Raw genomic sequence first — 24,762 nt, 5'->3', positions numbered from 1 at the left:
GGAGCATCTCCGGCGAGCGCCACCCATTCCCGGTCACCCAGGTTCTTTCCAGATTAGGAGGAGTAGTGAGTGGGAAGGGGACGGAATCGTCCTTGACAGTTTCTCCGCGAGGGCGCTCGGTGTCGTATCGGCTCGTTCAGGGTTCGACATGTGTTGCCGGTACTTCCTGCCCTACGAATTCCACGACGGTGGCCGCGACGTCACGGAGCTTCATGCTCCGGCCACTGGCGGCGGCGCTGAGAATCGTCATCGCCGCGTCATGGCTGCACCGGTTTTGGGCCATGATGATCCCCGCGGCGACGTCGATGGTGGTACGTGAGCTTATCGCCTGCTTGAGGTGGTGGTTGGTCGTGGAGAGTTGAGCGATATGGACAGCCACACGCAACAGATGCGAGGCCTCCGTCGCCAGGGCTTCGGCTGCGGCGATGATCTCGCTACCGAAAACGTCCGGGGCAGTCGCGTACAGGTCGAGAGCGGCGGCGGCGTTGCCGTCCAACCCGATGGGGATGCCCGGTGCTGAGTGGATCCCGTGGCCGATCATCGTGCGGGAGTATTTCCCGAACCGGTCCTCGGTCGTGAAATCCTGCACAACGTAGAGTCGTCCTTCGCGGGCCGCCCGCAGGCAGGGCCCGTCGTCGAAGGAAAGCTGGACCTCGTCCACGACTTTTGCCCGGTCGCTGCTGCTGGCCATGACGGCCTTGGTTCTCGGCCGCAGCACGGTAACACTGCACAGCACCTCCTCGATCTCCGAGGAGAAGGTCTGCGCGGCACGTTCGGCCAGTTTGGTCACGAAGCGTTCGAGGTCGGTGCTCTCCAGGACCAGATCCTGAAGTTGTGCGGGCTGGCGCACTTCATCATCGGCAGTTCCAGCGATCATGCGCGTTCCCTCCTGTCGGTTGCCCTTCGACGTGTCCGACCGGCGGACGGCATGAGCAACGCACCGACGGTAGGGGGATGCCCGACCTCCCGTGGAGGAGAGCCTGGATCACATGAAAGTTCCGGGGCTGGATCATGAGAGGCAGAGGTGGATCTCAAGCCGGGATGCGGTGGCGCTGCAGCCACATCTCGAGGACGCCGAGTTGCCAGAGGAGGTTGTTCCCGCCGGGGCTGAAGTTCGCGTTGGGCGCCGCGAGCAGCTCCTCGACATAGTCAGGGCGGAAGAGCCCGCGTTGCTTGGCTTCGGGGGCGTGGAGCGCATCGCTGACCTCCGACAGCAGCGGTTCGCCGAGGTACTTGAGCGGCGGGACCGGGAAGTACCCTTTGGGGCGGTCGATGATCGAGGACGGCAGGACCTTCCGGGCGACATCCTTGAGGATGCCTTTTCCTCCCTGCGTGGCTTTCAGCTCCGGGGGACAGTGCGCGGCGAGCTCGACGACGTCTTGGTCGAGGAACGGCACGCGGGCTTCGAGCCCCCAGGCCATGGTCATGCTGTCCACCCGTTTCACGGGATCGTCGACCAGCAACAGATGCGTATCGAGCCTCAGCACGGCATCGAGTGCCGTTTCGGCTCCGGGGGCATCCAGGTGGGTCTCCAGGAGCTCCCGGCTGACGTCGGTAGGATACAGCCATTCGGGCTCGACGACGTCGGGCATCCGGTCGTGGGTACGGTCCAGGAAGGCGCCGCGGAACGTTTCGAGCGCGGACGCGCGGGAGGCGGAACCGGCTGGCTGATGGTAGGCGTACCCGGCGAAGACTTCGTCGGCGCCCTGGCCCGACTGCACCACCTTGATGTGTTCGGACACCGTTTTCGAGAGCAGATAGAAGCCGGTCACATCCTGGGTGCCCATCGGTTCTGTCATGGCACTGATCGTGTCGCCCACTGCGGGCACGATCTCATTGCTATCGATGCGGATGCGGTGGTGATCTGTTCCGTACGTTGCGGCAACGAGGTCTGAATACTGGAATTCGTCGCCCTGCTCCCCGCCGGCACTGTCGAAGCCGATGCTGAACGTACTCACAGGCTGCTGGCCGAGTTCGGCCAGCAGTGCCACGATGAGGCTCGAGTCGACGCCGCCCGATAGCAGCACCCCGACCGGGACGTCGGAGACGAGCCGTCGCTGGACCGCGGTCCGGAGCGCTGCATGGATGGCATCCTGCCATTCCTCCGCCGTCCACCGTTCGGTGGCGGCCGTGCGCACGTAGTCGGGTTTCCAGAACACCCGGTCATGCCGGCTGCCGTCGGAGTGGATGACGCTCACGGTCGCCGGCGGTACCTTGCGTACGCCGCGCAGGATCGTGCGGGGAGCCGGCACGATCGAGTGCCAGCTCAGGTAGTGGTGGAGGGCCACCTCGTCGATGGTGGTGTCGATCCCGCCACCGGCTACGAGGGCCGGCAGGGTCGAAGCGAACCGCAGCCGGCCGGGCAGCTCGGCGACGTACAGGGGTTTGATGCCGAGCCGGTCGCGGGCCAGAACGACGCAGCTGCGCCGCTCATCGACGATGGCGACGGCGAACATCCCGACCAGGTGGTCCACGAAATCCTCGCCCCAGCGTGCGTAGGCCTTCAGGATCACCTCTGTATCACTGGTCGAGGAGAAAGTGAACTCCCCGCCCAGCTCTGCACGCAGCTGCGGATAGTTGTAGATACAGCCGTTGAAGACGATCGTGAGGCCGAGGTGCGGATCATGCATGGGCTGCGCACCTGCGTCCGAGAGGTCGATCACCGTCAGGCGGCGGTGACCGAGCGCCACCCAGCCGTTCGTCCAGCTGCCCTCCCCGTCCGGTCCGCGAACGTCCATCACCGCGACCATCCGCGCGACGGGGCCCTGATCGGCGGCGTGCCCGCGGAAGGCTATCTCTCCGGCAATTCCACACATCTGATCCACATCCTTCCTCTGGGTGCGATGGTGCCCACCAACGCAGGCATGCACGGTGCCTGCCTGCATGCCTGCTGCCGTCCGTCCGGATCGGTAGCGGTCGAGCTTCTGATGCTGGGCCATGCGTCAGGACCGGTCGCTGCGGCCGAAGCCGACGGTACCGGCCATGGAGTGCTGCCGGACATCCCTCGGCGCCGCCTCATGGCGTTCCGCGATGCCTCCTCCAGACAGGTTCGTGATGCGCACGGCGTCGCTGACGACATCGCTGAGGCTGCCCCGCATCAGCAGGGAGGCCCGCTGCCTACGGCATCCTGTTCCACGCGCAAGAAGCTGGCGCAGCAGTGACTCGGCAATCTCTGCGTCTCCCATGTCCCTGAGCGCAGGGCGCACGTACTGGAGGAGCGCGAGTGCAACGGCGGACGCATGCTGCGGCTGATCACTGATCGGATGCAGGAGGTTGCCGTCCATGCCGAACCGGCTGGCCCGCCAGTATGCCAGCCGCAATACCGCTGCGGGCATGGGCCGCGGCGGGATGCCCTGCCGCCACTCACGCGCGGCCGTCTCCACCAATCCGCGCGTCAGCAGTGCCAGGAGGACGGCGTCGTCGGAATAGAGGCACACGTCACCGACGCGTATCTCGACGGTCGGATGATGGTGGCTCAGCCGCGCGTCGAAGTAGATCTGGCCGAGGTCGACCGGAACGCCACAGTCGAGGAGACCCTCGACCAGCGCATGGTAGTTCTCCGCGGTGCCGAAGATCTCCGATGGTCCTGCCATGGGCCACCGGCTCCATGCCTGCCACCGGTAGCTGGCGTAGCCGGTGTCCGTTCCGTTCCAGAACGGAGAGTTGCTGGACAGGGCGATCAGCACCGGCAGCCACACCCGGATCCTGTCGAGGACTGCCACAGCCTCGTCATCGTTGTCCACGCTGACGTGCACGTGGCACCCGCAGGTCAGCTGTTCCTTCGAGGTGATGGCGAACCGGTGGTCCATCTCCTCGTAGCGCGCGCCGTTCGTGCAGGCGGGCAGGGCGGGCAGTGGCGAGGTTGCGAGCGCCGCTGCCCGTGCTCCCGCGCGCACCGCCGCATCGTCGGCCATCGCCCTGCAGCGGACCACATCGACGGCGAGGTCGTGGACGTTGTCGTGCGGTCGGGTGCCGGTCTCGATCTGCTCCTGCTTGATCTCGCGGGTGATGCGGCTGTCCAGCCCCAGGTCGAACACCGCCTGGCCGAGGGGGAGGGGAGCGCCATCCGCCGCATCGACCAGGAGGAACTCCTCCTCCACTCCGAAAGTCCTCATAGCGAGGCCTCCTGGGCGGGGGAGAACGGACGGGATGCTGTGCAGGCCATGTAGTGGACAAGAGTGACCATCGGTGGCTCCTCATTGAGGCTGGCGACAGGCCGCTGCTGAACCTGATGTCGTCCGGCAACCATAAGCACGCTGATTACCTTCGGACAACGCCAAAATGCACCCTTGGCAAGGGTGGCGGATCCCGGGTCGGAGGGTCCTGCGCTGGTGCCGATCTATATCAGGGCTGTCGTCCTTCCCGAAGGAGATGGGGTGCCTGGTGCTCCAGCGTGGTCCGGAAAACCTGTGCCGCGTCCCCGGGCAGTGCTGCCGCCGCCACGAAACCGTCGGGCCGCACGAGGTACAGCATCCCGGACCGGAGCCGGGTGGCACCTGTGGTGGGGAAAGTGTGGAGGGGGAGTCCGAGACTCCCCGCAGCCGTCTCCGACCGCTCCGCGACGGCAGGGTCCGCGGCGTACACGTGCACCTGCCAGATCGCAGGACGGAGCACCTCGAAATTGTCGCCGGTCCACGGCAGGCGGCGCCCGACGACGGCGCCCCGGCGTCGTCCGTGGGCCGGACCGTCCATCCAGTAGTGGATGCGAACCTGGCCCAGGTACCCGGCGAGGCGTTGGGCGAACGGCAGGTGGGGGATGATGGCGACGCCGACCGGCAGTACAACCCTCGGCACGTACCTCCGCACCAGCGTCACGATGCGCGAGCGGGAGGTGACGCCCCGGAACAGGAGGTCCGTGGTCCTCAGGAGGCGCACGGCCACAGGTCGGCGTTCCGCCTCGTACCGGTCGAGTATCTCCTCCGGCGCGCACCCCACGACGACGTCGGCGAGCGTGAAGGCGAGGTTGTGGGCGTCCTGCAGCCCTGTGTTCATGCCCTGTGCGCCCACCGGCGAATGGACGTGGGCGGCGTCCCCGGCGAGGAACACGGACCCGATCCGGAAGTGCTCGGCGATCCGGTGGTGCACGCGATAGGTGGAGAACCACCGGTAATTCTCGTAGGTGACTCCGAAAGCGTCGGCCAGCTGGCCCCGGGCGAAGTCCTCCGTCACGGCGGGAGCGTCGTCGTCGGACGCGATGCCGATCAGGCGTTGCCCGTTCCTGCCCTCGGCGTCGGGCCGCATCGGGAAGGCGAGGAGGAATTCGGTAGCGCCCTGCCGGATGTTGACGGAGGCCGGCGCCAGTCCACTTACGCCCACCGCGTCGACGAGGTAGAACGTCTGCCTGCTCGTGGTGCCCTCGAAGGCGGTGCCGCACTGGGCCCGGACGGTGGACGAGGCACCGTCGCACCCGACCACGAACCGCGCGCGGAGTGAGGACGGCCCGGCTGGACCATCGACGTGCGCGAGCACGCCGTCGTCCGCCTGATCCTGATCCAGGGATAGGAGCCGGTGCCGCCAGCGGACGGATCCGCCGATGGACAGCAGGTTGTCGGCGAGGACCCGCTCGTTGGCGCTCTGCTCGAAGATGTACATGCCGGGATACGGGGTGATGCCGCGGCCGAGGGCGGTCAGGGGGATGGGGGCGAAGGCGGTGCGCCCGAAACCCTGCCGCATCGACTCGGCGCGGACGGCTTCCCCCAGTACGCGGTCGGTGACGCCGAGCTGGTCGTAGATCTCCATCGACCTCGAGTGCACGCCCAGTGCACGGGACTCCACCGTTGGGCCGTCCTTGCCGTCGATCAGCGCTACCCGGACGCCCAACTTCACCAGCCAGTTCGCCAGCATCAGGCCCGTGGGGCCGGCACCGACGACAAGGACGTCCACGCCGTCCTCCGGTCCCTTCCCGTGGGTCATCGGGTCAGAGGAGGCGCGATCAGCGTTCAAGGATGGTGCACACACAGGCGCGGTTGCCCTCTGCATCGGCGAGGACCGTGAATGACGGCGCCTCGGCGTCGTCGACCACGGTTCCCCCGGCAGCGACGGCGGCGGCGATGCGCGCGTCCGCAGCATCGTGGGGAAGCCAGACATCGAGGTGGAAGCGCTGTCGCGGCGTCTCGTGTGCATCGGTGTGCTGGAACCACAGGAGTGGGACGCGACCCGTGGGATCCGCAACATCATCGCCGTCGACCGCGCTCGCGTCACCCGTCAGCAATGCTGCCCAGAACGGTCCGATACCCGCCACATCCGCGGTATCCAGCGCGAGCTCGACGACGGCGGGTGCCGCCGGGTCCGAGGTGATGCCGCGCTCGGCGGCGAGGTTGCTGATACGCCGGGCGAGATCGACGTCGCGCTGTGTCACCCCCGAGGCATCGTGGCTGAGGAGCTTCACGTCCACATGAGGGTAGGTCAAGGAGATGTCGGGGTGGTGGTTCGCGTCCTCGGCGAGTTCGCCGATGGCCGAGACGAGCGCGAGGCCCGTGGTGAAGTCCCGTGTGAGGAAGCGGGCGTGCAGTGCCTGGGCGAGCTTGCGCCAGTCGCCGAGCCCGGCGTCGAGGATCTGCTGGGTGCTGAGGATGCTCATGCCGCCAGTATCGTCCGGCGTCGGCCTGGTGCAAAGGCCACAGGGGAGGCGGATGTGGGTTCCCGTGCCCCAGCTGTGATTTGACTCGCGTTGACCCATCGTTCAGGGTTTTAGGTCTGTCCTAGTCCTCCAACCCACGCGCCCGCGCCCGACTACCTTCCTGCGCGCGCTGAAGGAACCCATTCCCCATGCCTGAATCCGTATCAAAGGCGCCGTCCACGACGGACCGCGCCGCCGGTGAGTCCCATCGGTCGCCGCACCTCACCCGGGCGCTGAGCAACCGCCACATCCAACTGCTCGCCATCGGCGGAGCGATCGGGACCGGCCTCTTCATGGGCTCCGGGAAGACCATCTCGCTCGCCGGTCCGTCGGTGATCTTCGTGTACATGATCATCGGCTTCATGCTGTTCTTCGTCATGCGGGCCATGGGGGAGATCCTGCTCTCGAACCTCGAGTACAAGTCCTTCAGCGACTTCGCGGGAGACCTGCTCGGGCCATGGGCCGGCTTCTTCACGGGCTGGTCCTACTGGTTCTTCTGGGTCGTGACCGGCGTCGCGGATATCGTGGCCATCGCCGGCTACGTGGACCTCCTCGCTCCCGGGACGCCGCTCTGGATCCCGGCCCTCGCCACCCCCGTGGTGCTCCTGCTCCTGAACCTGCCCACCGTCAAGGCATTCGGCGAGGCGGAGTTCTGGTTCGCCATCATCAAGGTCGTCGCCATCCTGGCGCTGATCGTCACGGGCATCGTCATGATCGCCACGCGCTTCACCTCGCCAGGTGGCGCGGTCGCCGACATCGCGAACATCTGGAACGACGGCGGCATGTTCCCCCACGGACTGTTCGGCTTCATCCTCGGCTTCCAGATCGCGATCTTCGCGTTCGCGGGTATCGAACTCGTCGGCACCGCCGCCGCCGAGACGAAGGATCCGGAGAAGACGCTGCCGCGTGCCATCAACTCGATTCCCGTCCGTGTCCTCCTCTTCTACGTCGGAGCCCTCACCGTCATCATGGCGGTGAACCCGTGGCGCACCATTGATCCTGCGAACAGTCCCTTCATCGGCATGTTCGCGCTCGCTGGTCTCGGCATCGCCGCCGTCGTCGTGAACCTCGTCGTGCTCACCTCGGCCGCCTCCAGCGCCAACTCCGGCATCTACTCGACGTCGCGCATGGTGTACGGGCTCGCCCAGGACGGCAACGCACCGGACTCCTTCGGCAAACTGAGCTCGCGCAAGGTTCCACAGAACGCGCTGCTCTTCTCGTGCATCTTCCTGTTGGCCGGCCTGATCCTGCTGTATTCGGGCGATTCCCTGATCGGCGCCTTCACCGTGGTCACGTCCGTCGCCTCGGTCCTGACGATGTTCGTCTGGTCCATGATCCTGATCAGCTACCTGGCGTTCCGCCGTCGTCGGCCGGAATTGCACGAGCAGTCCTCCTTCAAGATGCCCGGCTCCTCGTTCATGCCGTATGTGGTCCTTGCGTTCTTCCTGTTCATGCTCGTAGCGCTCGCGCAGGCGGATGACACGCGACTCGCACTGTTCGTGGCACCCATCTGGTTCGTCCTGCTCGGAGCTGCATGGCTCGTCAATCGCCGGACTCCGCTCCAGCAGGCACGCATCGAGGGGCACCGCGCCTCCCTGCGGGCCGAGCGCGCGCAGGCGGTGGCGCAGCACTAGCAATGCCGGATGCCGGAGGACAGCCCGGTGTGGGGCCGTCCTCCGGCGGCCCGCCGGCATGAAGAGTGCGACGGGCACATGAAAAAGGAGGAGCACCCTCAGGGGTGCTCCTCCTCGAGGTACTTCGGCTCAGGTGAGGTCGCGCGTTTTCGAGAAGCGGTCGATCGCCTTCTGCGTGGAGCGGTTGGTGAGCACCTGGATGGTGGTGCTGACCGCTCCCGAGATGATGGCGAACACCAGTGCCGAACGCAGGGTGTTCTCCAGTCCGTCCTTGCTCTTCGGCGGCGCCTCGCCCGTGATCCTCTGCCACAGGAAGTCGACGAGCTTGGTGCCGACGAAGCCCGCACCCACGCTCATACCCACACCGAGCAGCTTGAACACTACGTTCATGGTTTCTCCTTCTCCTCCGATAGTCCTGCTCCTACCCTAGCCTCGAAGCACGGGCCTCCGCAGGGAGGAAGCGCACGTCGCCGGTAGCCACAGGTGTAGGATCGGGATCGCTCAACCAACTTACGACAGGGGAGCGCCGACCCGCAGCATGCTGCCGGATCGGGCGCTGAGAGTGCGGACCGCCGCAGACCCTCGAACCTGATCCGGCTAGTACCGGCGAAGGGAGTCGAGTTCTCAGAGTGCGAGGGTGCTGCTTCGGCAGCGACCGGCACTATCCCCTCCTGTACCTCAGGAGGAAACACCATGGCATCATCTACCGCCCTCAAGGGCACCTTTGCGCAGACCAACCAGTGGCGGGTCGTCGACATCGTGGTGGCCTCGGTCATCGCCGTCGCCGTCGGCGTCCTGTTCTTCGCCTGGTCTGCCGGCTACTCCGGCATCAGCCTGCTCACAGCGGCCTTCCCGCCGCTCGCCGGTCTCTACTCCGGCGGCTGGCTCATCGCCGGCGTACTCGGCGGTCTGATCATCCGCAAGCCCGGCGCGGCCGTCTACTGCGAGGTCCTCGCGGCAGCCGTATCGGCCCTCATCGGCACCCAGTTCGGCATCCTCGTCCTCGTGTCCGGGCTCATCCAGGGACTCGGCGCCGAACTGGTCTTCCTGCTGTTCCTGTACCGGAAGTGGAACCTGCCCGTGGCGCTGCTCGCCGGCCTCGTCGCAGGTCTCGCCCTCGCCATCAGCGAGAACATCATGTACAACGCACTCTGGACCATCGAGTTCAAGGTCCTGTACACGGTCTTCGCCGCCATCTCGGGCATCGTCATCGCTGGTCTGCTGTCCTGGCTGGCGATGCGCGGGCTTGCCAAAACCGGCGTCCTGTCCTCCTTCGCGGCCGGCCGTACGGCGGACGTGTGACACCAGCCCACACACCGGACCCGGCAGCCGTGCACGTCAGCGCGCGGGGCTGGGGCTGGCGCCACGCCGGCCGGAAGGCCTTCGCTGCGCGCCACCTCGACCTGGACATCCAGGCGGGCGAGCGCGTGCTGCTCCTCGGCGCGTCCGGTGCAGGGAAGTCGACGGTGCTGCACGCGCTGGCAGGGGTACTCGGGTCCAGCGACGAAGGTGAGCAGGAGGGCGAACTCCTGCTCGACGGCGCGCACCCCGCCACCGTGAGGGGCCGCGCAGGCCTCGTCCTGCAGGACCCGGAGACGCAGGTCGTCCTTGCACGGGTGGGTGACGAGGTCGCTTTCGCTGCCGAGAACCTCGCCGTACCGCGGGATGAGATCTGGCAGCGCGTGGAACGGGCGCTCGACGACGTCGGTCTGGACCTTCCGCTCGATCATCCGACCACCGCACTGTCCGGTGGCCAGAAGCAGCGGCTTGCGCTCGCGGCCGTCCTTGCCATGGAACCGGGGTTGCTCCTGCTCGACGAGCCCACCGCCAACCTTGACCCGGACGGTGTCCTCGAAGTTCGTGACGCCGTCGTCCGCGTCCTCGAGCGCACCGGGGCCACGCTCGTCGTCGTCGAGCACCGCGTTGCGGTGTGGGCCGACGTCGTCGACCGGGTGATCGTGCTCGACGCCGGGGGAGGAGTGCTCGCGGACGGCGCGCCGGCCACGGTGCTGGTACAGGAGGCGACGCGGACACGGCTCGCGGAAGCGGGCGTGTGGGTGCCGGACTGGCAGCCCGCCGTCGGTGGGCCCACGCCGGGCGCAGGAGGCGAAGTGCTGCTGTCCGCCCCGGACATCACCGTTGCCCGCACGAAGCGTGGTCCCACTGCCGTCGGGCCCCTCGATCTCACGGTCCATGCGGCACATGCTCTCAGCATCACCGGGCCCAATGGTGCCGGGAAGTCGACGGCGGCACTGACGCTCGGGGGCCTGCTGCGCCCGCGGGCCGGAAGCGTGGAGGCGTCGCCGAGCCTGGCAGGATCGGCGGGCGCGGATCCGTTCCGCTGGCGCTCGTCGCAGCTCGTGCAGCGCATCGGCACGGTGTTCCAGGAGCCCGAGCACCAGTTCCTCACCGCGAGCGTCTCGGCTGAACTCGAGTTCGGCCCGCGGAGGGTCGGTGCTGCCGTGAATCCGGGGCGTACCGCCGAACTCGCCGAACGGCTCCGCCTCACCCACCTGCTGGGAGCCAATCCCTTCACACTCTCCGGCGGGGAGAAGCGGCGCCTGTCCGTGGCGACGATGCTCGCCACCGCTCCGCGGATCCTCATCCTCGACGAACCGACGTTCGGGCAGGATGCCCTGACCTGGGCGGAGCTCGTGACCCTGCTACGGGAACTGATCGACGACGGCGTGGCCGTCCTGTCGGTGACCCATGACGCCGAGTTCATCGAGGCCCTGGGGGGTGCCACCCTGCACGTCTCCGGTGGAGCGGGACGGCTGGTGTCCCCATGAGCACCGACTACCTGACACCGGTCCTCACCGGCAGGACGCTCCTGCGGGCGAACCCCCTGTCGAAGCTGTTCGCCGCCGTCGCCATCACCCTCGCCCTGCTCGTGAGTATCGACTGGGTGAGCGCCGCGGTTGTCTTGGCCTGCGAGCTCGCGCTCATGCCGCTCCTGGGCATCAGTGTGTGGGGACTCGCCCGGCGGATCTGGCCGCTCCTCATCGCCGCTGCGGTCGGCGCCTACGGAACCGCCCTGCTCGCCGAGAAGAGCGGCGGTGTCCTGGTCGATGCCGGGCCGTTCCTCTTCACCGAGGGCTCCGTCGCATCGGGCATCGCCGTCGGGCTGCGGAGCCTGGCGCTCGCGCTTCCCGGCATCTTCGTCCTGCTGACCACGGACCCCACGGACCTCGCCGACGCCCTCGCACAGAAGCTGCACCTGCCGCACCGGTTCGTCCTCGGCGGGCTGGCGTCCCTGCGGCTCGTGGGGCTGCTCGTGGAGCAGTGGCAATCGCTGGGGCTCGCGCGGCATGCACGGGGAATCGGCTCGGACGGATCGCTGGTCGCGCGGACCCGCAACCTGCTGGGGCAGTCCTTCGGTCTGATCGTGCAGGCCATCCGTCGAGCCACCCGGCTGGCGACGGCGATGGAGGCTCGCGGTTTCGGGGGCGATACGCGCACGTGGGCGCGTGAGAGTACGTTCTCGGGCCTCGACGTCGTCGTCGCCGTCGTCGGACTCCTGATCGCAGTGGGCGCCGTGACGGCGGCCGTCCTCGCCGGGACGTGGAACTTCATCCTGTCCTGACCGGCTCGGGGACCGGTCGGACGCAGAGAAGTGGCCGGACGCAGAGAAGTCGCCGGACGCGGAACGGCCGCGACAGGTTCGCCTGTCGCGGCCGTCGGGTGACTCCGGTGCTGCTAGAGCACGTCCGAGAGGAACGAGCGCAGGCGCGGCGTCTGCGCATCGTCGAAGATCGCGGCCGGGGGGCCGGATTCGACGACCACGCCGCCATCCATGAAGGTCACGGTGTCGGAGACGTTGCGGGAAAAGCCCATCTCGTGCGTGACGACGACCATGGTCATGCCGGCCGTAGCGAGATCCGCCATCAGGGCCAGGACGCCCTTGACGAGCTCCGGGTCCAGGGCGGAGGTCGCTTCGTCGAAGAACATCACCTCGGGATCCATGGCCAGGGCCCGGGCGATCGCGACGCGCTGCTGCTGTCCACCGGACAGGTTGCCCGGACGGACATCGGCCTTGTGCCTCAGGCCCACGAGGTCCAGCTGGGCGAGGGCCTTCTCCCGCGCCTCGCCGGCGGACATCCGGCGGAGCTTCCGGAGGGCCAGCGAGACGTTCTCCAGCACCGTCTTGTGCGGGAAGAGGTTGAACTGCTGGAACACCATCCCGATACGCCGACGCAGCTCGTCCGGGTTGTCCTTGAGGACGGACCGTCCGTCGAGCAGGATGTCCCCCTCGTCCGGTTCGATCAGTCGGTTCAGGACGCGCAGGAGTGTCGACTTCCCGGAGCCGGACGGGCCGATGACGGACGCCGTCGTCCCCTGCTCCACGTGCAGGTCGATACCTCGCAGCACGTGGTTGGTGCCGAAGGACAGGTGCAGGTTCTGCCCCGTCAGGGTTCCCGATTCGATGGTCGTCACGCCTTTGCTCCTTCGCCGATCCTCGCGGCCAGTTCATCCGGTTCGGGCTTCTGCTTCTTGCCCACGCGGAGCCGGTTGTCGATGAAGTTGACCAGGTGGGTCAGCGGAATGGTCAGGCACAGGTACAACACGCCGGCCGCGATGAGCGGCGACAGGTTGCCGGTGTTGCTGGCGGCGTCGTTACCGACCCGGAAGAGCTCGCGCTCACTGGCGACGAGACCGATGAAGTAGATCAGCGACGACTCCTTGATGAGCGAGATGAACTGGTTCACCAGGGCGGGCAGCACGCGCCGCACGCCCTGGGGGACCACGACGAGCTGCATGGACGAGCTGTAACTGAAGCCCAGGGCACGCGAGGCCTCCAACTGACCCTTCTCCACGCTCTGGATGCCGGAACGGAAGATCTCCCCGATGTAGGCCGAAGCAATCAACGACAGGGCGAGGATGCCCAGGGGGTACGGGCTGGTGCTGCCCGTGATCTGCCGGAGGATCGGACCGAGCCCCAGGCCGATGAGCAGGATGATCACGACGGCGGGCAGTCCGCGGAAGATGTCCGTATAGATGCGTGCGATCCATCGCAGCACCCGGTTCCGTGAGATCCCCATGATCGCGAGGACCATGCCGACAACCGTGCCGATGATCCCCGAGGCCAGGGCGAGCATGAGCGTGTTCGGCAGGCCGACGGTCAGGAGGTCGGGCAGGACGGCGGCCATCGCCTCCCAGTCGAAGAAGGTCTTGCCGAGTTGTTCCAGGGCGTCCATGCAGGGACCGCTACTTTACTTCCACGGCTTTACTGCCGGGCTTCCAGTCGGAGGGCATCTCGCGGTCCGGGTACCACTCCTTGGTGAGCTCCGTCCAGGTGCCGTCGGCGACGACGGCGTCGAGGCCCGCGTTGAGGGCGTCGATGAGCGGCTGGTTCTCGCTGTTCACGGCGTACGCGGTGAAGTTCTCGGTGTTGATGATCGTCTCGGCGATCGTGGTGTCGTCGCCTTCCTTCACCTGTCCGGTGGCCTGCTGCGACGGCGCAACCCACGCGTCCACCTGGCCGTTCTTCACGTTGGCGTACACGGTGTTGTAGTCCGGGAAGCGCACGGGCTCGAGGCCCAGGGTGTTGGAGACGTAGTCGTCCTGGACGGTGCCCTGGACCACGCCGATGCGGGTGCCCTCGGACAGGGAATCGAAGCCGGTGACCGGGGAGCCGTTCTTGGCGACGACGGCCATGTAGCCGAAGTCGTAGCCGTTGGTGAAGCCGACGTTCTCGCGGCGGGCCTCGGTCGTGGAGATCGACGAGGATCCGACGTCGTACTGCTTGTTTTGGACCTGGGCGAGGAGCGCCGAGAAGTCGGTGGAGGCGAACTCCACCTCGAGGCCGAGCTTGTCGCCGATGGCGCGCAGCAGCTCGTTGTCGTAGCCGGTGAAGACGCCGTCCTCCAGGAAGATGTTCGGCGGCGCGTCCGACAGCGTCCCGACGCGCAGCGTGCCGTCGGTGATGAGGCCGAGTTCCGCCGTGTCGATCTCCTCGACCGGGGTGGTGGTCTCGGTGGTGTACTTGTCCAGCGACTGCTGGTCGCTGCCGGCCAGGGCGTCGGTGGTCTCGGCGGGTTCGCTGCTGCTGCTGTTGCCGCAGGAAACCGTCAGGGCGAGGAGGGGGACGGCGAGTGCCGCGAGGACCTTGCGGGAGATGTTCATGATGTCCTTGTTCGGTGCTGGCCCGGGTACGGGCGATGGATCGGGTTCTTCCGGGATGCCGCATGGCGGCAGGGGGAACGCTGCTGGTTGCTGGGTGACACGCTCGCTGTTCTGGGCTGTGCGCGCAGTTGCGGGCCGTAGGTCCCGATGAATCCGGGACAGGGGCCGCACGACGCCGTACTTGCCTACCGGGGGACTTGGCCCGGCGGCCGAATCTTCACCTGGAGCACCCCACTACGGGAGAGGGTTGCTGTCCAGCCGGCCAGGGCCGATGGCTGGAACTCTTGATTTCATGAAAACGCTATGGCAGCACGGAGGTCCCGGTCAAAACGCGGGACCGGCGAAATCAGCGTTTGACGTAGGAAAAGGGTCATTCAGCGTCATTTTGTGGTGAGGATTACACGAAACGGTCGACGAGCTCGGTGAGTTCGGCGGTCAGGGCTGCGGAGGTACGGAGCTCCTGGCCGTCGAGGACCAGGACGGGTACGAGGAGCCGAATGCTCGAGATGAGCCAGACGGCGTCGGCGTCGAGGAGGTCGTGGGGTTCGAGCGGGCCGTAGCCGAGCTCCCAGCCCTGCTCCTTGGCGGCCGCGAAGAGCGCACTCTGGGACGTGCCCGCCAGGATGCCGCTCTCGAGCTGCGGAGTGAGGAGCGTCTTCTGCCCGTCCCGGTCGTAGGCCAGCAGGACCGTCGACGTCGGGCCCTCCAGCACCTTGCCGTCGGAGGAGGTGAAGATGACGTCGTCAGCTCCGTTGGCCCTCGCGTGGCGGACGGCTGCCATATTGACGGCGTAGGAGAGGGTCTTGGCGCCCATCAGCAGCCACGGTGCGCGCTGGGCGACGGTGCTGTCGTAGCCCCGCTCGAGGAAGAGGACCTTCAGGCCCGCCTTCCGCTGCGCCAGCGTCGATGCGGGAACGGGTGCCACCTGCACCCACGCCGTCGCCCGTCCGGCACCTTCGACTCCGCGGGTGGCGACGAGCTTCACGACGGCATTGCGCTGATCCGGTTCCGCGGCGGCGAACTCGCCCAGGCCGGTGCGGATCGCGCGGCTCCAGGCGTCGGCGTCGGGCACGTCCAGGTCGAGGGCAGCGGCCGACGACGCAAGCCGGCTCAGGTGTGCCTGCTCCTTGCGCGGGGAGCCGTCGACGGCCAGCATCGATTCGAAGATCCCATCGCCGCGGGTGGCGCCGAGATCGGTGGCCATGAGCTGCGGTTGCGAGGCATCGACGACCTTCCCGTCGTCGTGGGCCGGGTCAAGGAACACGAGAACAGTCATGGCTGACAGCGTAGCGGCAGGGCGTACGGTGCCGCAGGCCCCCGCGGATGCCTCGAGCCGCGTCACGGCCTTCGTTTGCAACGACATCCTCGTCTTCGCGGTGCTGATCGTACTGCGTCCACAGGACCTTCTCGGTCCCAAGGCGATCGCCGTCGGCTCCGGTGGGCGCCGTCGGTGTCGTCGGACAGACTGGGACGATGACCCTCGACGACGAGCTCGACCGCATCTTCCAGTTTCGCGACCGCTCCGACATGCAACCCACCATCGCCGCCCTGTTGCCACTCCTCGAGGCGCACCCGCATCAGGCCCGGGTACTGTACGAGGTCGGTGGAGCCTACGACACGGCAGGGGAGGAACGGCTCGCCTGCTCGTTCTACGAGCGCGCCCTCGCGGCAGGACTCTCCGGGGATCTGCTCCGCCGCTGCTACCTCCAGTACGGCTCGACGCTTCGCAACCTCGGACAGCATGACCGGGCACTGGAGGTCTTCGACCGTGCGCGCCGCGTCTTCCCTGCTTCGCCGTCGCTGGCTGCCTTCGAAGCCCTCTCGCTGCACTCGGCAGGTCTGCCCGATCGTGCGTTCGCCGCCCTGCTCGATGCGTTCGCCGCCCTGCTCGATGCGTTCGCCGACACGGTCCATGCGCCCGATATCGACCGCTACAAGGCTGCGCTCCGGGCGAACGCGGACTATCTTCGGAGCATGGGCAGGACGTGAGGCGCGGCCGGTTCTCGGGAGAGGTGGAACGGGATGGCAGCAGGAACCGTGCACGGCCGGCCCTTCTCCCTTGGCCTGCTGACAGTCCCCATCGTGCAGGCGCCGATGGCGGGCGGGCCCTCCACTCCGAGGTTGGCGGCCGCCGTCAGTACTTCCGGAGGGCTCGGTTTCCTCGCCGCGGGGTACAAGTCGGCCGACGCCGTACGGGCCGAGATCCTTGCCACCCGCTCGCTCACCGGAGCCCCGTTCGGGGTGAACGTGTTCGTCCCGCAGCCTTCCGTCGCCGATTCGACGGCCGTCGCGGACTACGCGGAGTCGCTGCGGGCGGACGCCGCCGCACTGACGACGACGCTCGGGCGCGCACGATACGACGACGACGACTGGGCGAACAAGATCGACGTGCTGCTCGACCTCGCTCCGGGCGTTGTGTCCTTTACCTTCGACATCCCGGAGTCCGGAGTGATGGAGGCGCTGATGACGGCGGGTGTCGCCGTCGTCCTGACCGTCACGTCCCGCGCCGAAGCGTATCGGGCGGTCGAATCGGGAGCCCGCGCCCTGTGCGTGCAGGGTCCGGAGGCCGGCGGGCACCGCGGGACCTTCGACCCGACGTCGGAACCGGAGGCGACGCCGCTCCTCCAGTTGATCGAGGAGCTCCGGGACGTACCCGTGCCGCTCATCGCCGCCGGCGGTGTCGTGACGGGCGAGGACACGCGCGTCGTCCTGTCGCGCGGAGCAGCCGCCGTGCAGGCGGGCACCGCGTTCCTCCGGGCCGACGAAGCGGGGACGAAGACGGCGCACCGGGCAGCGCTGATGTCTGGCGAGTTCATCTCGACGTCGGTCACGAAGGCGTTCTCAGGCCGCTACGCGCGTGGGCTCACGAACGGATTCATGCGTGACCACGATCATGATGCGCCCTTCGGCTATCCCGAAGTGCACCACCTCACCACGCCCCTCCGGGCGGCAGCGGCGGCAGTCGGGGACGCACACCGCCTCAATCTCTGGGCGGGCATGAACTTCGGCAGGACCATGACCGGCAGCGCGGAAGCCATCCTCGCGTCACTGCGGCCCTGAGAGCTCGATGCTCACGGTGGATGGCTGCGGTCGGTTCCGCCCGGAGGGCAGAAGGAGCCGACGGATCAGGCATGACGCGTCATCCTGTGGAGGAGGCCGTCCCGCACCATGGGCCACTCGTGGACGAGGATCGAGTAGACGACGGTGTCGCGCAGTTCGCCGTTCCGGGCCCGGGTGTGGCTCCGAAGGACGCCGTCCTGCTTCGCGCCGAACCGGGCGATCGCCTCGCGCGACTGGTGGTTCAGCCAGTGTGTCCGGAACTCGACGGCCGGACACCGGAACACCTCGAAGGCATGTCGCAACAGCAGGTATTTAGACTCCGTGTTGGTGCCGGTCCGCTGGGCCGAGGCGGCGTTCCAGGTGGAGCCGATCTCGACGCGGGGGGTGTCCTGGTCGATGTTCATGTAGGTGGTCATGCCGATGATCCTGCCGGGCGCTCCTGTAGCCTCGTCCGCTGATCGGGCGGTGAACGGGAGCATGGAGCCCCTGTCCTGCAGGGTGAGACGACGGTCGATCTCCTGCTGCATGCCTTCAGGGGTCGGCACCGAGGTGTACCAGAGATTCCAGAGCTCACCATCCCTGGCGGCCTCGACGAGCCCGTCGTGATGTTCGCGAACGAGGGGTTCGAGGACCACGCGGGTGCCGTGGAGGGTGGTCGGCTTGAGATCAGTCATGTACCGACAGTAGTTCGGGCTCGCCGTCGCCCGAGCGTGGAACTGGAACTGGAACGGCTCGGCCTCAGGCGATCACGTGAAACCTGGCTGCAGGGCGTCGACCGCGTCGAGGACCGCGAGCGACGGCAGGTCCGCCATCGCTGCGACCACGGCGAGGGGCTCACCGCTGCTGACGGCCGACGCGACGGCTACCTGGAGTTCCGTCACGGGGAAGGGATCTGCTGCGGGGTGCAGCCCCTCGGTGGAAGTGCTCGAGCGCGCCGCGGCGACGACCCGTTCAAGATGGCTCGAACTCATGATGTCTCCTCTACGTCGATGCATCCAGTTTCACTCTGGGTCATCAAGCTGGGAAGAAACGGGACGGCACCTGCGAGGTCTTGCCCTGCGGTCCCTGGTGTGAACGGACGGGCAGGCGCACAGGTCAGTCGGACGCCGCCGGAAAATCTGCCCCCAGCGCCGACAGGACGCCGCGAGCCTTCGTCCGCACCTCGTTCCACTCGTCCTCAGGGTCGGAGTCGGCGGTGATCGCCCCGCCCACACCGAGCGTGAGATGCGTGCCGCCGTCGTCCTCCCTGAGCACGAGCGTGCGGATGACGACGGCGAGGTCCGTGGCGCCCGTGAGGCTGAAGTACCCCGCCGCCCCCGAGTAGGGTCCGCGCGGCACCTGCTCGAGGCCGTCGAGGATGGCCATGGTGCTGATCTTGGGCGCACCCGTCATCGAACCGGCCGGGAACGCCGAGGCGACGACGCCGGCGCGGGCGCTGCCCGGCCGGAGACGCGCATCGATGGTACTGACCATCTGGTGCACGGTGGCGTAGGTCTCGACGTCGCACAGCCTGCTGACCGTGACCGAGCCGGGCACCGCGTGGTGCGAGAGGTCGTTGCGGAGGAGATCCACGATCATGATGTTCTCGGCGCGGTCCTTCGTCGACGTCCTCAGGTCCTCGAGCAGCGCCGCGTCCTCCGTGCCGTCCGAGGAGCGGCCGCGGGTTCCCTTGATCGGTTCGGCCCGCATCGCACCGTCGGACGTCAGCCTGAGGAACCGCTCCGGGGACGTGCTCGCGACGGCGAACCCCGGGAAGCGGAGGTAGTGGGCGAAGGGGGCCGGGCTGACGCTACGGAGGCGGAGATATGCCTGCAGCGGATCGAATTGTTCCACGACCGCGGAGAGTGAGGTCGTCAGGCATACCTCGTAGGTGTTGCCGTCGGCGATCTCGGCCTGCGCCCGCCGGATCTTTGCGAGGTACTCCTCGCGGGTATCCCGTCCTGCGAAGGAGGGGACGGGCAGGGGAGCCGACGCCGGCACGGGTCCGGGTGCGGGTCCGGGTGCGGCAACGGCCCGCCGCGCCTGCGCCAGCCAGGCCTCGCGCTCCGCATCGGGTCGCCCGTCGGTGAGCGTCAGGAGGAACAGGGCGCCTTCGGCGTGATCGATGACGACGGCCCTTCCGGCGAAGATGAGCGCGGAGTCAGGAAGGGCGTCAGCAGCAGGCGGGGAGGAGTTGCCGCCGGTCTCCCGCTTCAGCTCGTAGCCGAGGTACCCGAGCCACCCCAGGCCGAACTCGCACGCGAGGCCCTCCGGTACCCGGACCGCGCGACGCCCCCATACGTCGTCGAGCCACCGGAAGAAGGGCTCCCGGATGCGGGTGGTCACGGCACCGGCACTGATCTCGGTGATGCCATCCCTGTGGATGGCCTGCTGACCGAAGGCCCCACCGGCATCCGCCATGATGCTGAAGCGGTTCCGCCCGGGCTCGGCACCGGTGCCTTCCGGGGCGCCTGCGGCATCGGAACTGTCGAGCCAGGCCGACGCGGCGGACCCTGCGTACAGCGCGCGGAACAGTGCTGCGGGTTCCGGGTCCGCATCGATGCGCTCGCAGTCCAGCGTCAACCCGCGCCGCCCGGCCCGTTCCGGAGCCAGGAGCACGGCACAGGCGGGAAGGGCTGTGAGGGCGAGGCGCACTGATCGTGGCGATGGCGCGTTCAGGTGGCCCTGCACGACGACGTCGGCGGCCTCACGGGGATCGTCACCCGCCAGCCACCGGCTTTCCTGGTCGGCCCAGCGCTGCCAGAAGGGCGCGTACGTCTCTCCGTCGCGGCCGATGGCCGTGCGGTGCCGCACCTCGGCGTCGGCCTCGACCCAGATCACGGCGTCGAGATGGACCCGTGCCGCAGCAGCTGCCGACCCCACGCCTTCCAGCAGGACGATCTCCGCGGTCGCCGTCGTGCGCTCCGGCCCGTCCCGTCCCTCCTCCCAGTCCCAGGCGTTCCACCGTGCCGGGCGGCCTGATCGGAGGGGGAGAAGGACACGCTCCACATAGCGGGCGATACCGTCGTCGAGCCCGTCCCAGCCCGGATAGATGTCCTCGAGGTGGAAGACGGTGACGCTGTGATGCTCGCGGAGGAGAGCGGCGAGTTCGAGGGCGAGGGTCGTCTTGCCTGCGCCGGACCGGCCGTCGACGGCGATGAGGAGGGGCATGAGCGAGGACATGGCTCAGGCGTCCGGCTCCCCGCCGTCGAGCTCGTGCCGCACGTATCGGACCACGCCTTCGACAGCGCCGTCGACCATCCGCCATGTGGCGTCGAAGTCGCGGGCGTCGCCGTACCAGGGGTCGTAGATACCAAGTTCTTCGAGATCGGTATCCGTCGTCGAGGGATCGAATTCGCGCAGGAGGTGGATCCTGTCGCGGGATTCGTCGTCGGGCGCTCCTGCGCGGAGCACGCGGTAGTGGTCCAGGTCGAGGGCGAGGATGAGGTCACGCTCCCGGTACCAACCCGGTTCGAACTGGCGGGCGCGGTGCAGGTGGCTCTCTATGCCGAGCTCGGTCAGCTTCGTCGCCGCGCGCTCGTCGATGGGCCTGCCGGCCTCCCCTCCGGTGGTCCCGGCGGAATCGACGACGACGTCGTTCGCCATTCCGGCCCTCCCGAAGGCATGGGTCAACATGAGCTCGGCCATGGGGGAGCGGCAGATGTTGCCGGTGCAGACGGTGACGATGCGGTACATGCTCCCAGCCTACGCAGGCGCGGACGTCATCCCCGCGCTAGTATCTCGACGCTCGGCATCAGGAACAGGCCGTCGTCCTTGCGCGCCCACCTGCGCCATCCGTCCGCCAGCCGTTGAAGGGTGTCCTGGTCGGCGAGGCCGCGCTCCAGCGTCTGTTCGGCGAAGGCGGAGTGGAGCACGCGCTCGGCCCACGAATCCGCCAGGAACCGGCGGTCTTCGCCGGAGGCGTACGTCCAGTTCGACGACGACACCTCGACGTGCGCGAACCCGGCCGAGGATGCCCAGGACCCGAGGCGTCGGCCGGCGTCGGGCTCGCCGCGGTTGCCTCGGGCCAGCCGTCCGTAGAGTTCCCGCCATTCGTCGAGCTCCTCGACCGCCGGAAACCAGGTCATGGCGCCGAAATCTGCCTCGCGCACGGCCACGATCCCGTCGGACCGGACCACGCGTCGCATCTCGCGGAGCGCGGCCACCGGGTCGGCGAGGTGCTGGAGGACCTGATGCGCATGGATCACGTCGAAGGACTCGTCGGTTGCGTCGAGGTCGTAGACGTTGCCTTCACGGAAGCTGAGGTTCATGACGTCGGTGTAGGCGCCGGAGGCCTGCGCAACCACGTCCGCCGAGCTGTCGATGCCCACCACCGAGCCGGGGGCGACGATGTCCGCGAACCCCACCGTGATGCTTCCGGGGCCGCAACCGATGTCCAGCAGGTCCATCCCTGCTTCGAGGAACGGCTCGAGGTAGGCGGCCGACGATGCAACGGTGCGCGCAGCATGCGCCGCGGTCACGCTGGGGTGGTGTCCGTGGGAGTAGACCTCGTCTTCCATGCTTGGAGACTAACCCGACGAAGGGCTGTCAGTCAGCGTCGCGCCGTTCCGCGCCTCGTTCTTCGCTGCGACCGTCGCATCCGTTATCTTCTGCATCATGTCGTGCAGCAGGGCCAACTGCTCCTCCGAATACTGGTCGAAGACGTTGTTGATGTGGCGTGCGAGGGGCGCGAACAGCAGGGCGCCTGTGGTGCGCGCCTTGTCCGTCAGGTGGAGGTGCACCTGTCGCCGGTCGACGTCGCTTCGCCGCCGCGTGACGTGGCCTGCGGAGTCGAGGCGGTCCACCAACGCCGTGGTGGCCGGTGAACTCAGGTTGAGTTCCTCACGCAGCAGGCCGGGTGTCACCGTCAGGCCCGCCCGCGCTGCCCCCATCATGATGCTCAGGGCGTGAAGATCGGTGCGGTAGAGACTGTCGCGCTCACTTGCAACGTCGACATACCGGTCCGTCTCGACGGTGAACTGCCTCATGAGAGCCATGAGCTGTTCCCTCGTGGCCATGATTCCTCGCCTTCTTTTCGTCCAGTTTAGGCGGGCGCATGTATCTCCATTATGGATATACTTGTCTGTGGAGATACCTCGAGGAAGGCTTGGACATTCATGAGAAGTAGATGGTTGAGGGTGCTGCTCCCCGTCGTCGTCGTGCTGATCTGGCTGGCCGGGGCCGCAGTGGGCGGACCCACCTTCGGTCGGCTGGAGGAGGTCTCGAGCAACGACCAGGCGTCCTTCCTCCCTGCGAGCGCCGAGTCCACGGCCGCGGGCGAACTGCAGCAGCAGTTCAATGACTCCGACGCCATCCCGGCCGTCGTCGTTGCCGAGTCGGCCAGCACGATCGCTCCGCGTGATCTCGGTGCATACGAGGAGCTCGGGATCAGGCTCGGCGAGGTCGAGGGGCTCGTATCGCCTGCCGATGGCGCTCCCGCCGTCACCGGCCCCATCCCCGCTGAGGACGGGCTCGCGGTGCAGTACATCGCGTTCGTCTCATCGGATGCAGAGCTCGCCGACGTCGTGACGGAACTCCGCGCGGTCCTCGCGGACGAACTGCCCGACGGAGTGACCGGTTACGTCACCGGGCCCGCAGGTTTCACCAACGACCTCGTCGAAGCCTTCGGCGGCATCGACGGAATCCTGCTCGGCGTGGCACTCGGGGCGGTGTTCATCATCCTCCTCGCCGTCTACCGCTCGATCGTGCTGCCGTTCCTCGTGCTCCTGACGTCCGTGTTCGCGCTGGCGACGTCCATCCTGCTGGTCTTCGGCTTCGCACAACTCGGCTGGATCCAGCTCAGTGGCCAGAGCCAGGGGATCCTGTCGATCCTCGTGATCGGCGCTGCCACCGATTACGCGCTGCTTCTCGTCGCCCGGTTCCGGGAGTCGCTGGCCGAGAACCAGACGACGTGGGACGCCATGCGGGTGGCCTACCGCGGGTCGTTCGAGCCGATCCTTGCCTCCGGCGCCACCGTGATCCTCGGACTGCTGTGCCTGCTGTTCTCGGATCTCAACTCGAACAGGAGCCTGGGCCCGATCGCCGCCATCGGCATTGTGTTCTCGCTCGCGGCAGCACTGACCTTCCTTCCCGCGTTGCTGCTCCTCTTCGGCAGGTCGGCTTTCTGGCCGCTGCGCCCGCGCTACGACCCCGGGCTGGCCACCGCCGTCGCACCGCACCACGGCAGGCACGCGGCGCCGACGGAAGGCGGCCCGGAAACCGGTCTCGAGCGGCTCAACGGCCTCTGGAGACGCGTGGCACTGCAGGTGGCCCGCCGCCCACGCACACTGTGGATCGTGTCGCTGCTCATCCTCGTGGCCGGCGCACTCGGGCTCACCCAACTACAGGCCAGCGGCGTGCCGCAGTCCGCCCTGATCCTCGCACCGTCCAACGCGGTCGACGGCCAGGAAGCGCTCGGCCGTCATTTCGACGCCGGATCCGGGAGCCCGGTCTACGTCGTCGCGCCCGAGGCGGACCAGGACGCCGCCCTCGAGGTCGTCTCCGCCCAGGAGGGTATCTCCGAGGCGAGCCTGACCGCGGACCCGACCGGCGCCGCCGTCGTGGAGGACGGGCGCGTGCTCATCAACGGGACGCTCGAGTACCAGGCCGATTCGGAACGCGCGGAGGACGTGGTGCGCAGCCTGCGGACCACGCTCGACGACGCCAGTCCCGACGCGCTGGTCGGCGGGGTCACGGCGGTGGCGATCGACACCAATGACACGGCCCTCGCGGACCTCGTGAAGATCATCCCGATCGTGCTGGCGGTGATCCTCGTGGTGCTGATCATCCTGCTTCGCTCCGTGCTGGCGCCGGTGCTCCTCGTGGCGAGCGTGGCGCTCTCGAATGCGACGGCCCTGGGAGTCTCGGCCCTGGTGTTCAACAACGTCTTCGGGTTCGAGGGCGCGGACGCCTCGGTGCCGCTCTTCGCCTTCGTCTTCCTGGTGGCGCTCGGCGTGGACTACAACATCTTCCTCATGACGAGGGTGCGCGAGGAGTCACTGCGGATCGGCACAAGGCCCGGGATCCTTCGGGGACTCGGGGTCACGGGTGGCGTGATCACGTCCGCCGGCGTGGTCCTGGCGGCGACCTTCGCAGCGCTGGGTGTGATCCCGATCCTGTTCCTCGCGCAGATCGCGTTCGTGGTGGCGTTCGGCGTCCTGCTGGACACCGTGCTGGTGCGCTCGCTGCTCATCCCGGCTCTCGCCTACGACATCGGCCCGAGAATCTGGTGGCCGTCGAAGGCGGCTGGGGTCCCGTCCCCGCGGTAGCCGCCAGACAGGGAGTTCCGTGGACGACGCTGGAATGTGATCGCAGCGCAGAATGTCCGACTTTCGCGGGCGGGATCGC

Annotated in this window: 23 protein-coding genes and 2 riboswitches; of the genes, 7 read left to right on the top strand and 16 right to left on the bottom strand. The window is 67.8% G+C overall.

Annotated elements, in window-relative coordinates:
* Positions 1–136: 136 nt before the first annotated feature.
* The 5 genes from D6T63_RS02535 to D6T63_RS02515 form a co-directional block, all read right to left on the bottom strand.
* Complete coding sequence (locus D6T63_RS02535; protein ID WP_120147425.1) at positions 137–877, bottom strand: GAF and ANTAR domain-containing protein; 741 nt, start codon at positions 875–877, stop codon at positions 137–139.
* 154 nt (positions 878–1,031) lie between these two features.
* A complete protein-coding gene (locus D6T63_RS02530; RefSeq protein WP_120147590.1) occupies positions 1,032–2,816 on the bottom strand; it encodes an N-acetylglutaminylglutamine amidotransferase in 1,785 nt (594 codons plus the stop codon).
* A 126-nt stretch (positions 2,817–2,942) separates the two neighbouring features.
* Positions 2,943–4,115, bottom strand: coding sequence for a carboxylate-amine ligase (locus D6T63_RS02525; protein ID WP_120147424.1), 1,173 nt, complete (start codon positions 4,113–4,115; stop codon positions 2,943–2,945).
* Between the two features lie 229 nt (positions 4,116–4,344).
* Positions 4,345–5,913: an FAD-dependent monooxygenase gene (locus tag D6T63_RS02520; RefSeq protein WP_120147423.1), complete on the bottom strand. Its 1,569-nt coding sequence runs from the start codon at positions 5,911–5,913 to the stop codon at positions 4,345–4,347.
* Between the two features lie 19 nt (positions 5,914–5,932).
* Positions 5,933–6,580, bottom strand: coding sequence for a 4a-hydroxytetrahydrobiopterin dehydratase (locus D6T63_RS02515; RefSeq protein ID WP_120147422.1), 648 nt, complete (start codon positions 6,578–6,580; stop codon positions 5,933–5,935).
* Between the two features lie 188 nt (positions 6,581–6,768).
* Between D6T63_RS02515 and cycA the strand changes: the two genes are divergently transcribed.
* Entirely contained in the window at positions 6,769–8,253 is a 1,485-nt protein-coding gene (gene cycA / locus D6T63_RS02510) for a D-serine/D-alanine/glycine transporter (protein ID WP_120147421.1), read from the top strand.
* A 129-nt stretch (positions 8,254–8,382) separates the two neighbouring features.
* Here the strand turns inward: cycA and D6T63_RS02505 are convergent, their stop codons facing one another.
* Positions 8,383–8,643, bottom strand: a complete 261-nt coding sequence (locus tag D6T63_RS02505; protein WP_120147420.1) for a DUF4235 domain-containing protein — start codon at positions 8,641–8,643, stop codon at positions 8,383–8,385.
* A 117-nt stretch (positions 8,644–8,760) separates the two neighbouring features.
* A riboswitch (TPP riboswitch) is annotated at positions 8,761–8,885 on the top strand.
* Positions 8,886–8,946: 61 nt separating this feature from the next.
* On the opposite strand from D6T63_RS02505, the gene D6T63_RS02500 reads away from it, so the two are divergent.
* From D6T63_RS02500 to D6T63_RS02490, 3 genes are read left to right on the top strand one after another with little or no spacing between them, the layout of a single operon-like run.
* Positions 8,947–9,555 (top strand): ECF transporter S component, encoded by a 609-nt coding sequence (locus D6T63_RS02500; protein ID WP_120147419.1) that lies wholly within the window; start codon positions 8,947–8,949, stop codon positions 9,553–9,555.
* Positions 9,552–11,042 carry an ABC transporter ATP-binding protein gene (locus D6T63_RS02495; protein ID WP_120147418.1) on the top strand — a complete coding sequence of 497 codons (1,491 nt, stop codon included), beginning with the start codon at positions 9,552–9,554 and terminating at the stop codon, positions 11,040–11,042. Before D6T63_RS02500 ends, D6T63_RS02495 begins: the two co-directional genes overlap by 4 nt.
* A complete protein-coding gene (locus D6T63_RS02490; protein WP_120147417.1) occupies positions 11,039–11,836 on the top strand; it encodes an energy-coupling factor transporter transmembrane component T family protein in 798 nt (265 codons plus the stop codon). The genes D6T63_RS02495 and D6T63_RS02490 overlap by 4 nt, the downstream gene beginning before the upstream one ends.
* A 113-nt stretch (positions 11,837–11,949) precedes the next feature.
* Here the strand turns inward: D6T63_RS02490 and D6T63_RS02485 are convergent, their stop codons facing one another.
* From D6T63_RS02485 to D6T63_RS02470, 4 genes are all read right to left on the bottom strand, one after another.
* Positions 11,950–12,687, bottom strand: a complete 738-nt coding sequence (locus D6T63_RS02485) for an amino acid ABC transporter ATP-binding protein (RefSeq protein WP_120147416.1) — start codon at positions 12,685–12,687, stop codon at positions 11,950–11,952.
* Positions 12,684–13,448: an amino acid ABC transporter permease gene (locus D6T63_RS02480; protein WP_120147415.1), complete on the bottom strand. Its 765-nt coding sequence runs from the start codon at positions 13,446–13,448 to the stop codon at positions 12,684–12,686. Before D6T63_RS02480 ends, D6T63_RS02485 begins: the two co-directional genes overlap by 4 nt.
* Before the next feature lie 10 nt (positions 13,449–13,458).
* Positions 13,459–14,376, bottom strand: coding sequence for an ABC transporter substrate-binding protein (locus tag D6T63_RS02475; RefSeq protein ID WP_120147414.1), 918 nt, complete (start codon positions 14,374–14,376; stop codon positions 13,459–13,461).
* A 172-nt stretch (positions 14,377–14,548) separates the two neighbouring features.
* Positions 14,549–14,666, bottom strand: a riboswitch (SAM riboswitch).
* 107 nt (positions 14,667–14,773) lie between these two features.
* Positions 14,774–15,652, bottom strand: coding sequence for an aminodeoxychorismate lyase (locus tag D6T63_RS02470; protein WP_120147589.1), 879 nt, complete (start codon positions 15,650–15,652; stop codon positions 14,774–14,776).
* Between the two features lie 197 nt (positions 15,653–15,849).
* On the opposite strand from D6T63_RS02470, the gene D6T63_RS02465 reads away from it, so the two are divergent.
* On the top strand, positions 15,850–16,365 hold the full coding sequence (locus D6T63_RS02465; protein ID WP_120147588.1) for a tetratricopeptide repeat protein: 516 nt from the start codon (positions 15,850–15,852) through the stop codon (positions 16,363–16,365).
* Between the two features lie 33 nt (positions 16,366–16,398).
* Complete coding sequence (locus tag D6T63_RS02460) at positions 16,399–17,436, top strand: nitronate monooxygenase (RefSeq protein ID WP_120147413.1); 1,038 nt, start codon at positions 16,399–16,401, stop codon at positions 17,434–17,436.
* A gap of 65 nt (positions 17,437–17,501) precedes the next feature.
* On the opposite strand, the gene D6T63_RS02455 is transcribed toward D6T63_RS02460, so the two are convergent.
* From D6T63_RS02455 to D6T63_RS02430, 6 genes are all read right to left on the bottom strand, one after another.
* Positions 17,502–18,110 (bottom strand): GNAT family N-acetyltransferase, encoded by a 609-nt coding sequence (locus tag D6T63_RS02455; protein ID WP_120147412.1) that lies wholly within the window; start codon positions 18,108–18,110, stop codon positions 17,502–17,504.
* Positions 18,111–18,182: 72 nt separating this feature from the next.
* The gene (locus tag D6T63_RS02450) at positions 18,183–18,407 is read right to left on the bottom strand and encodes a hypothetical protein (protein ID WP_120147411.1); all 225 of its coding nucleotides are present in this window, start codon (positions 18,405–18,407) and stop codon (positions 18,183–18,185) included.
* Positions 18,408–18,531: 124 nt separating this feature from the next.
* On the bottom strand, positions 18,532–20,598 hold the full coding sequence (pabB, locus tag D6T63_RS02445; RefSeq protein WP_235830500.1) for an aminodeoxychorismate synthase component I: 2,067 nt from the start codon (positions 20,596–20,598) through the stop codon (positions 18,532–18,534).
* Between the two features lie 3 nt (positions 20,599–20,601).
* Positions 20,602–21,111, bottom strand: a complete 510-nt coding sequence (locus D6T63_RS02440; protein ID WP_120147410.1) for a low molecular weight protein-tyrosine-phosphatase — start codon at positions 21,109–21,111, stop codon at positions 20,602–20,604.
* Between the two features lie 26 nt (positions 21,112–21,137).
* Positions 21,138–21,935, bottom strand: coding sequence for a methyltransferase domain-containing protein (locus D6T63_RS02435; RefSeq protein ID WP_120147409.1), 798 nt, complete (start codon positions 21,933–21,935; stop codon positions 21,138–21,140).
* A gap of 9 nt (positions 21,936–21,944) precedes the next feature.
* Complete coding sequence (locus tag D6T63_RS02430) at positions 21,945–22,433, bottom strand: MarR family winged helix-turn-helix transcriptional regulator (protein WP_120147408.1); 489 nt, start codon at positions 22,431–22,433, stop codon at positions 21,945–21,947.
* 99 nt (positions 22,434–22,532) lie between these two features.
* On the opposite strand from D6T63_RS02430, the gene D6T63_RS02425 reads away from it, so the two are divergent.
* On the top strand, positions 22,533–24,683 hold the full coding sequence (locus D6T63_RS02425) for an MMPL family transporter (RefSeq protein WP_120147407.1): 2,151 nt from the start codon (positions 22,533–22,535) through the stop codon (positions 24,681–24,683).
* Positions 24,684–24,762 lie beyond the last annotated feature (79 nt).

Origin of the sequence: Arthrobacter cheniae (genome assembly GCF_003602275.1) — a bacterium.
In the GTDB taxonomy this organism is placed as follows: Bacteria; Actinomycetota; Actinomycetes; order Actinomycetales; family Micrococcaceae; genus Arthrobacter_D; species Arthrobacter_D cheniae.
The sequence above is the reverse complement of the archived record's forward strand: the minus strand, read 5'-3'. Positions and strand labels throughout refer to the sequence as shown.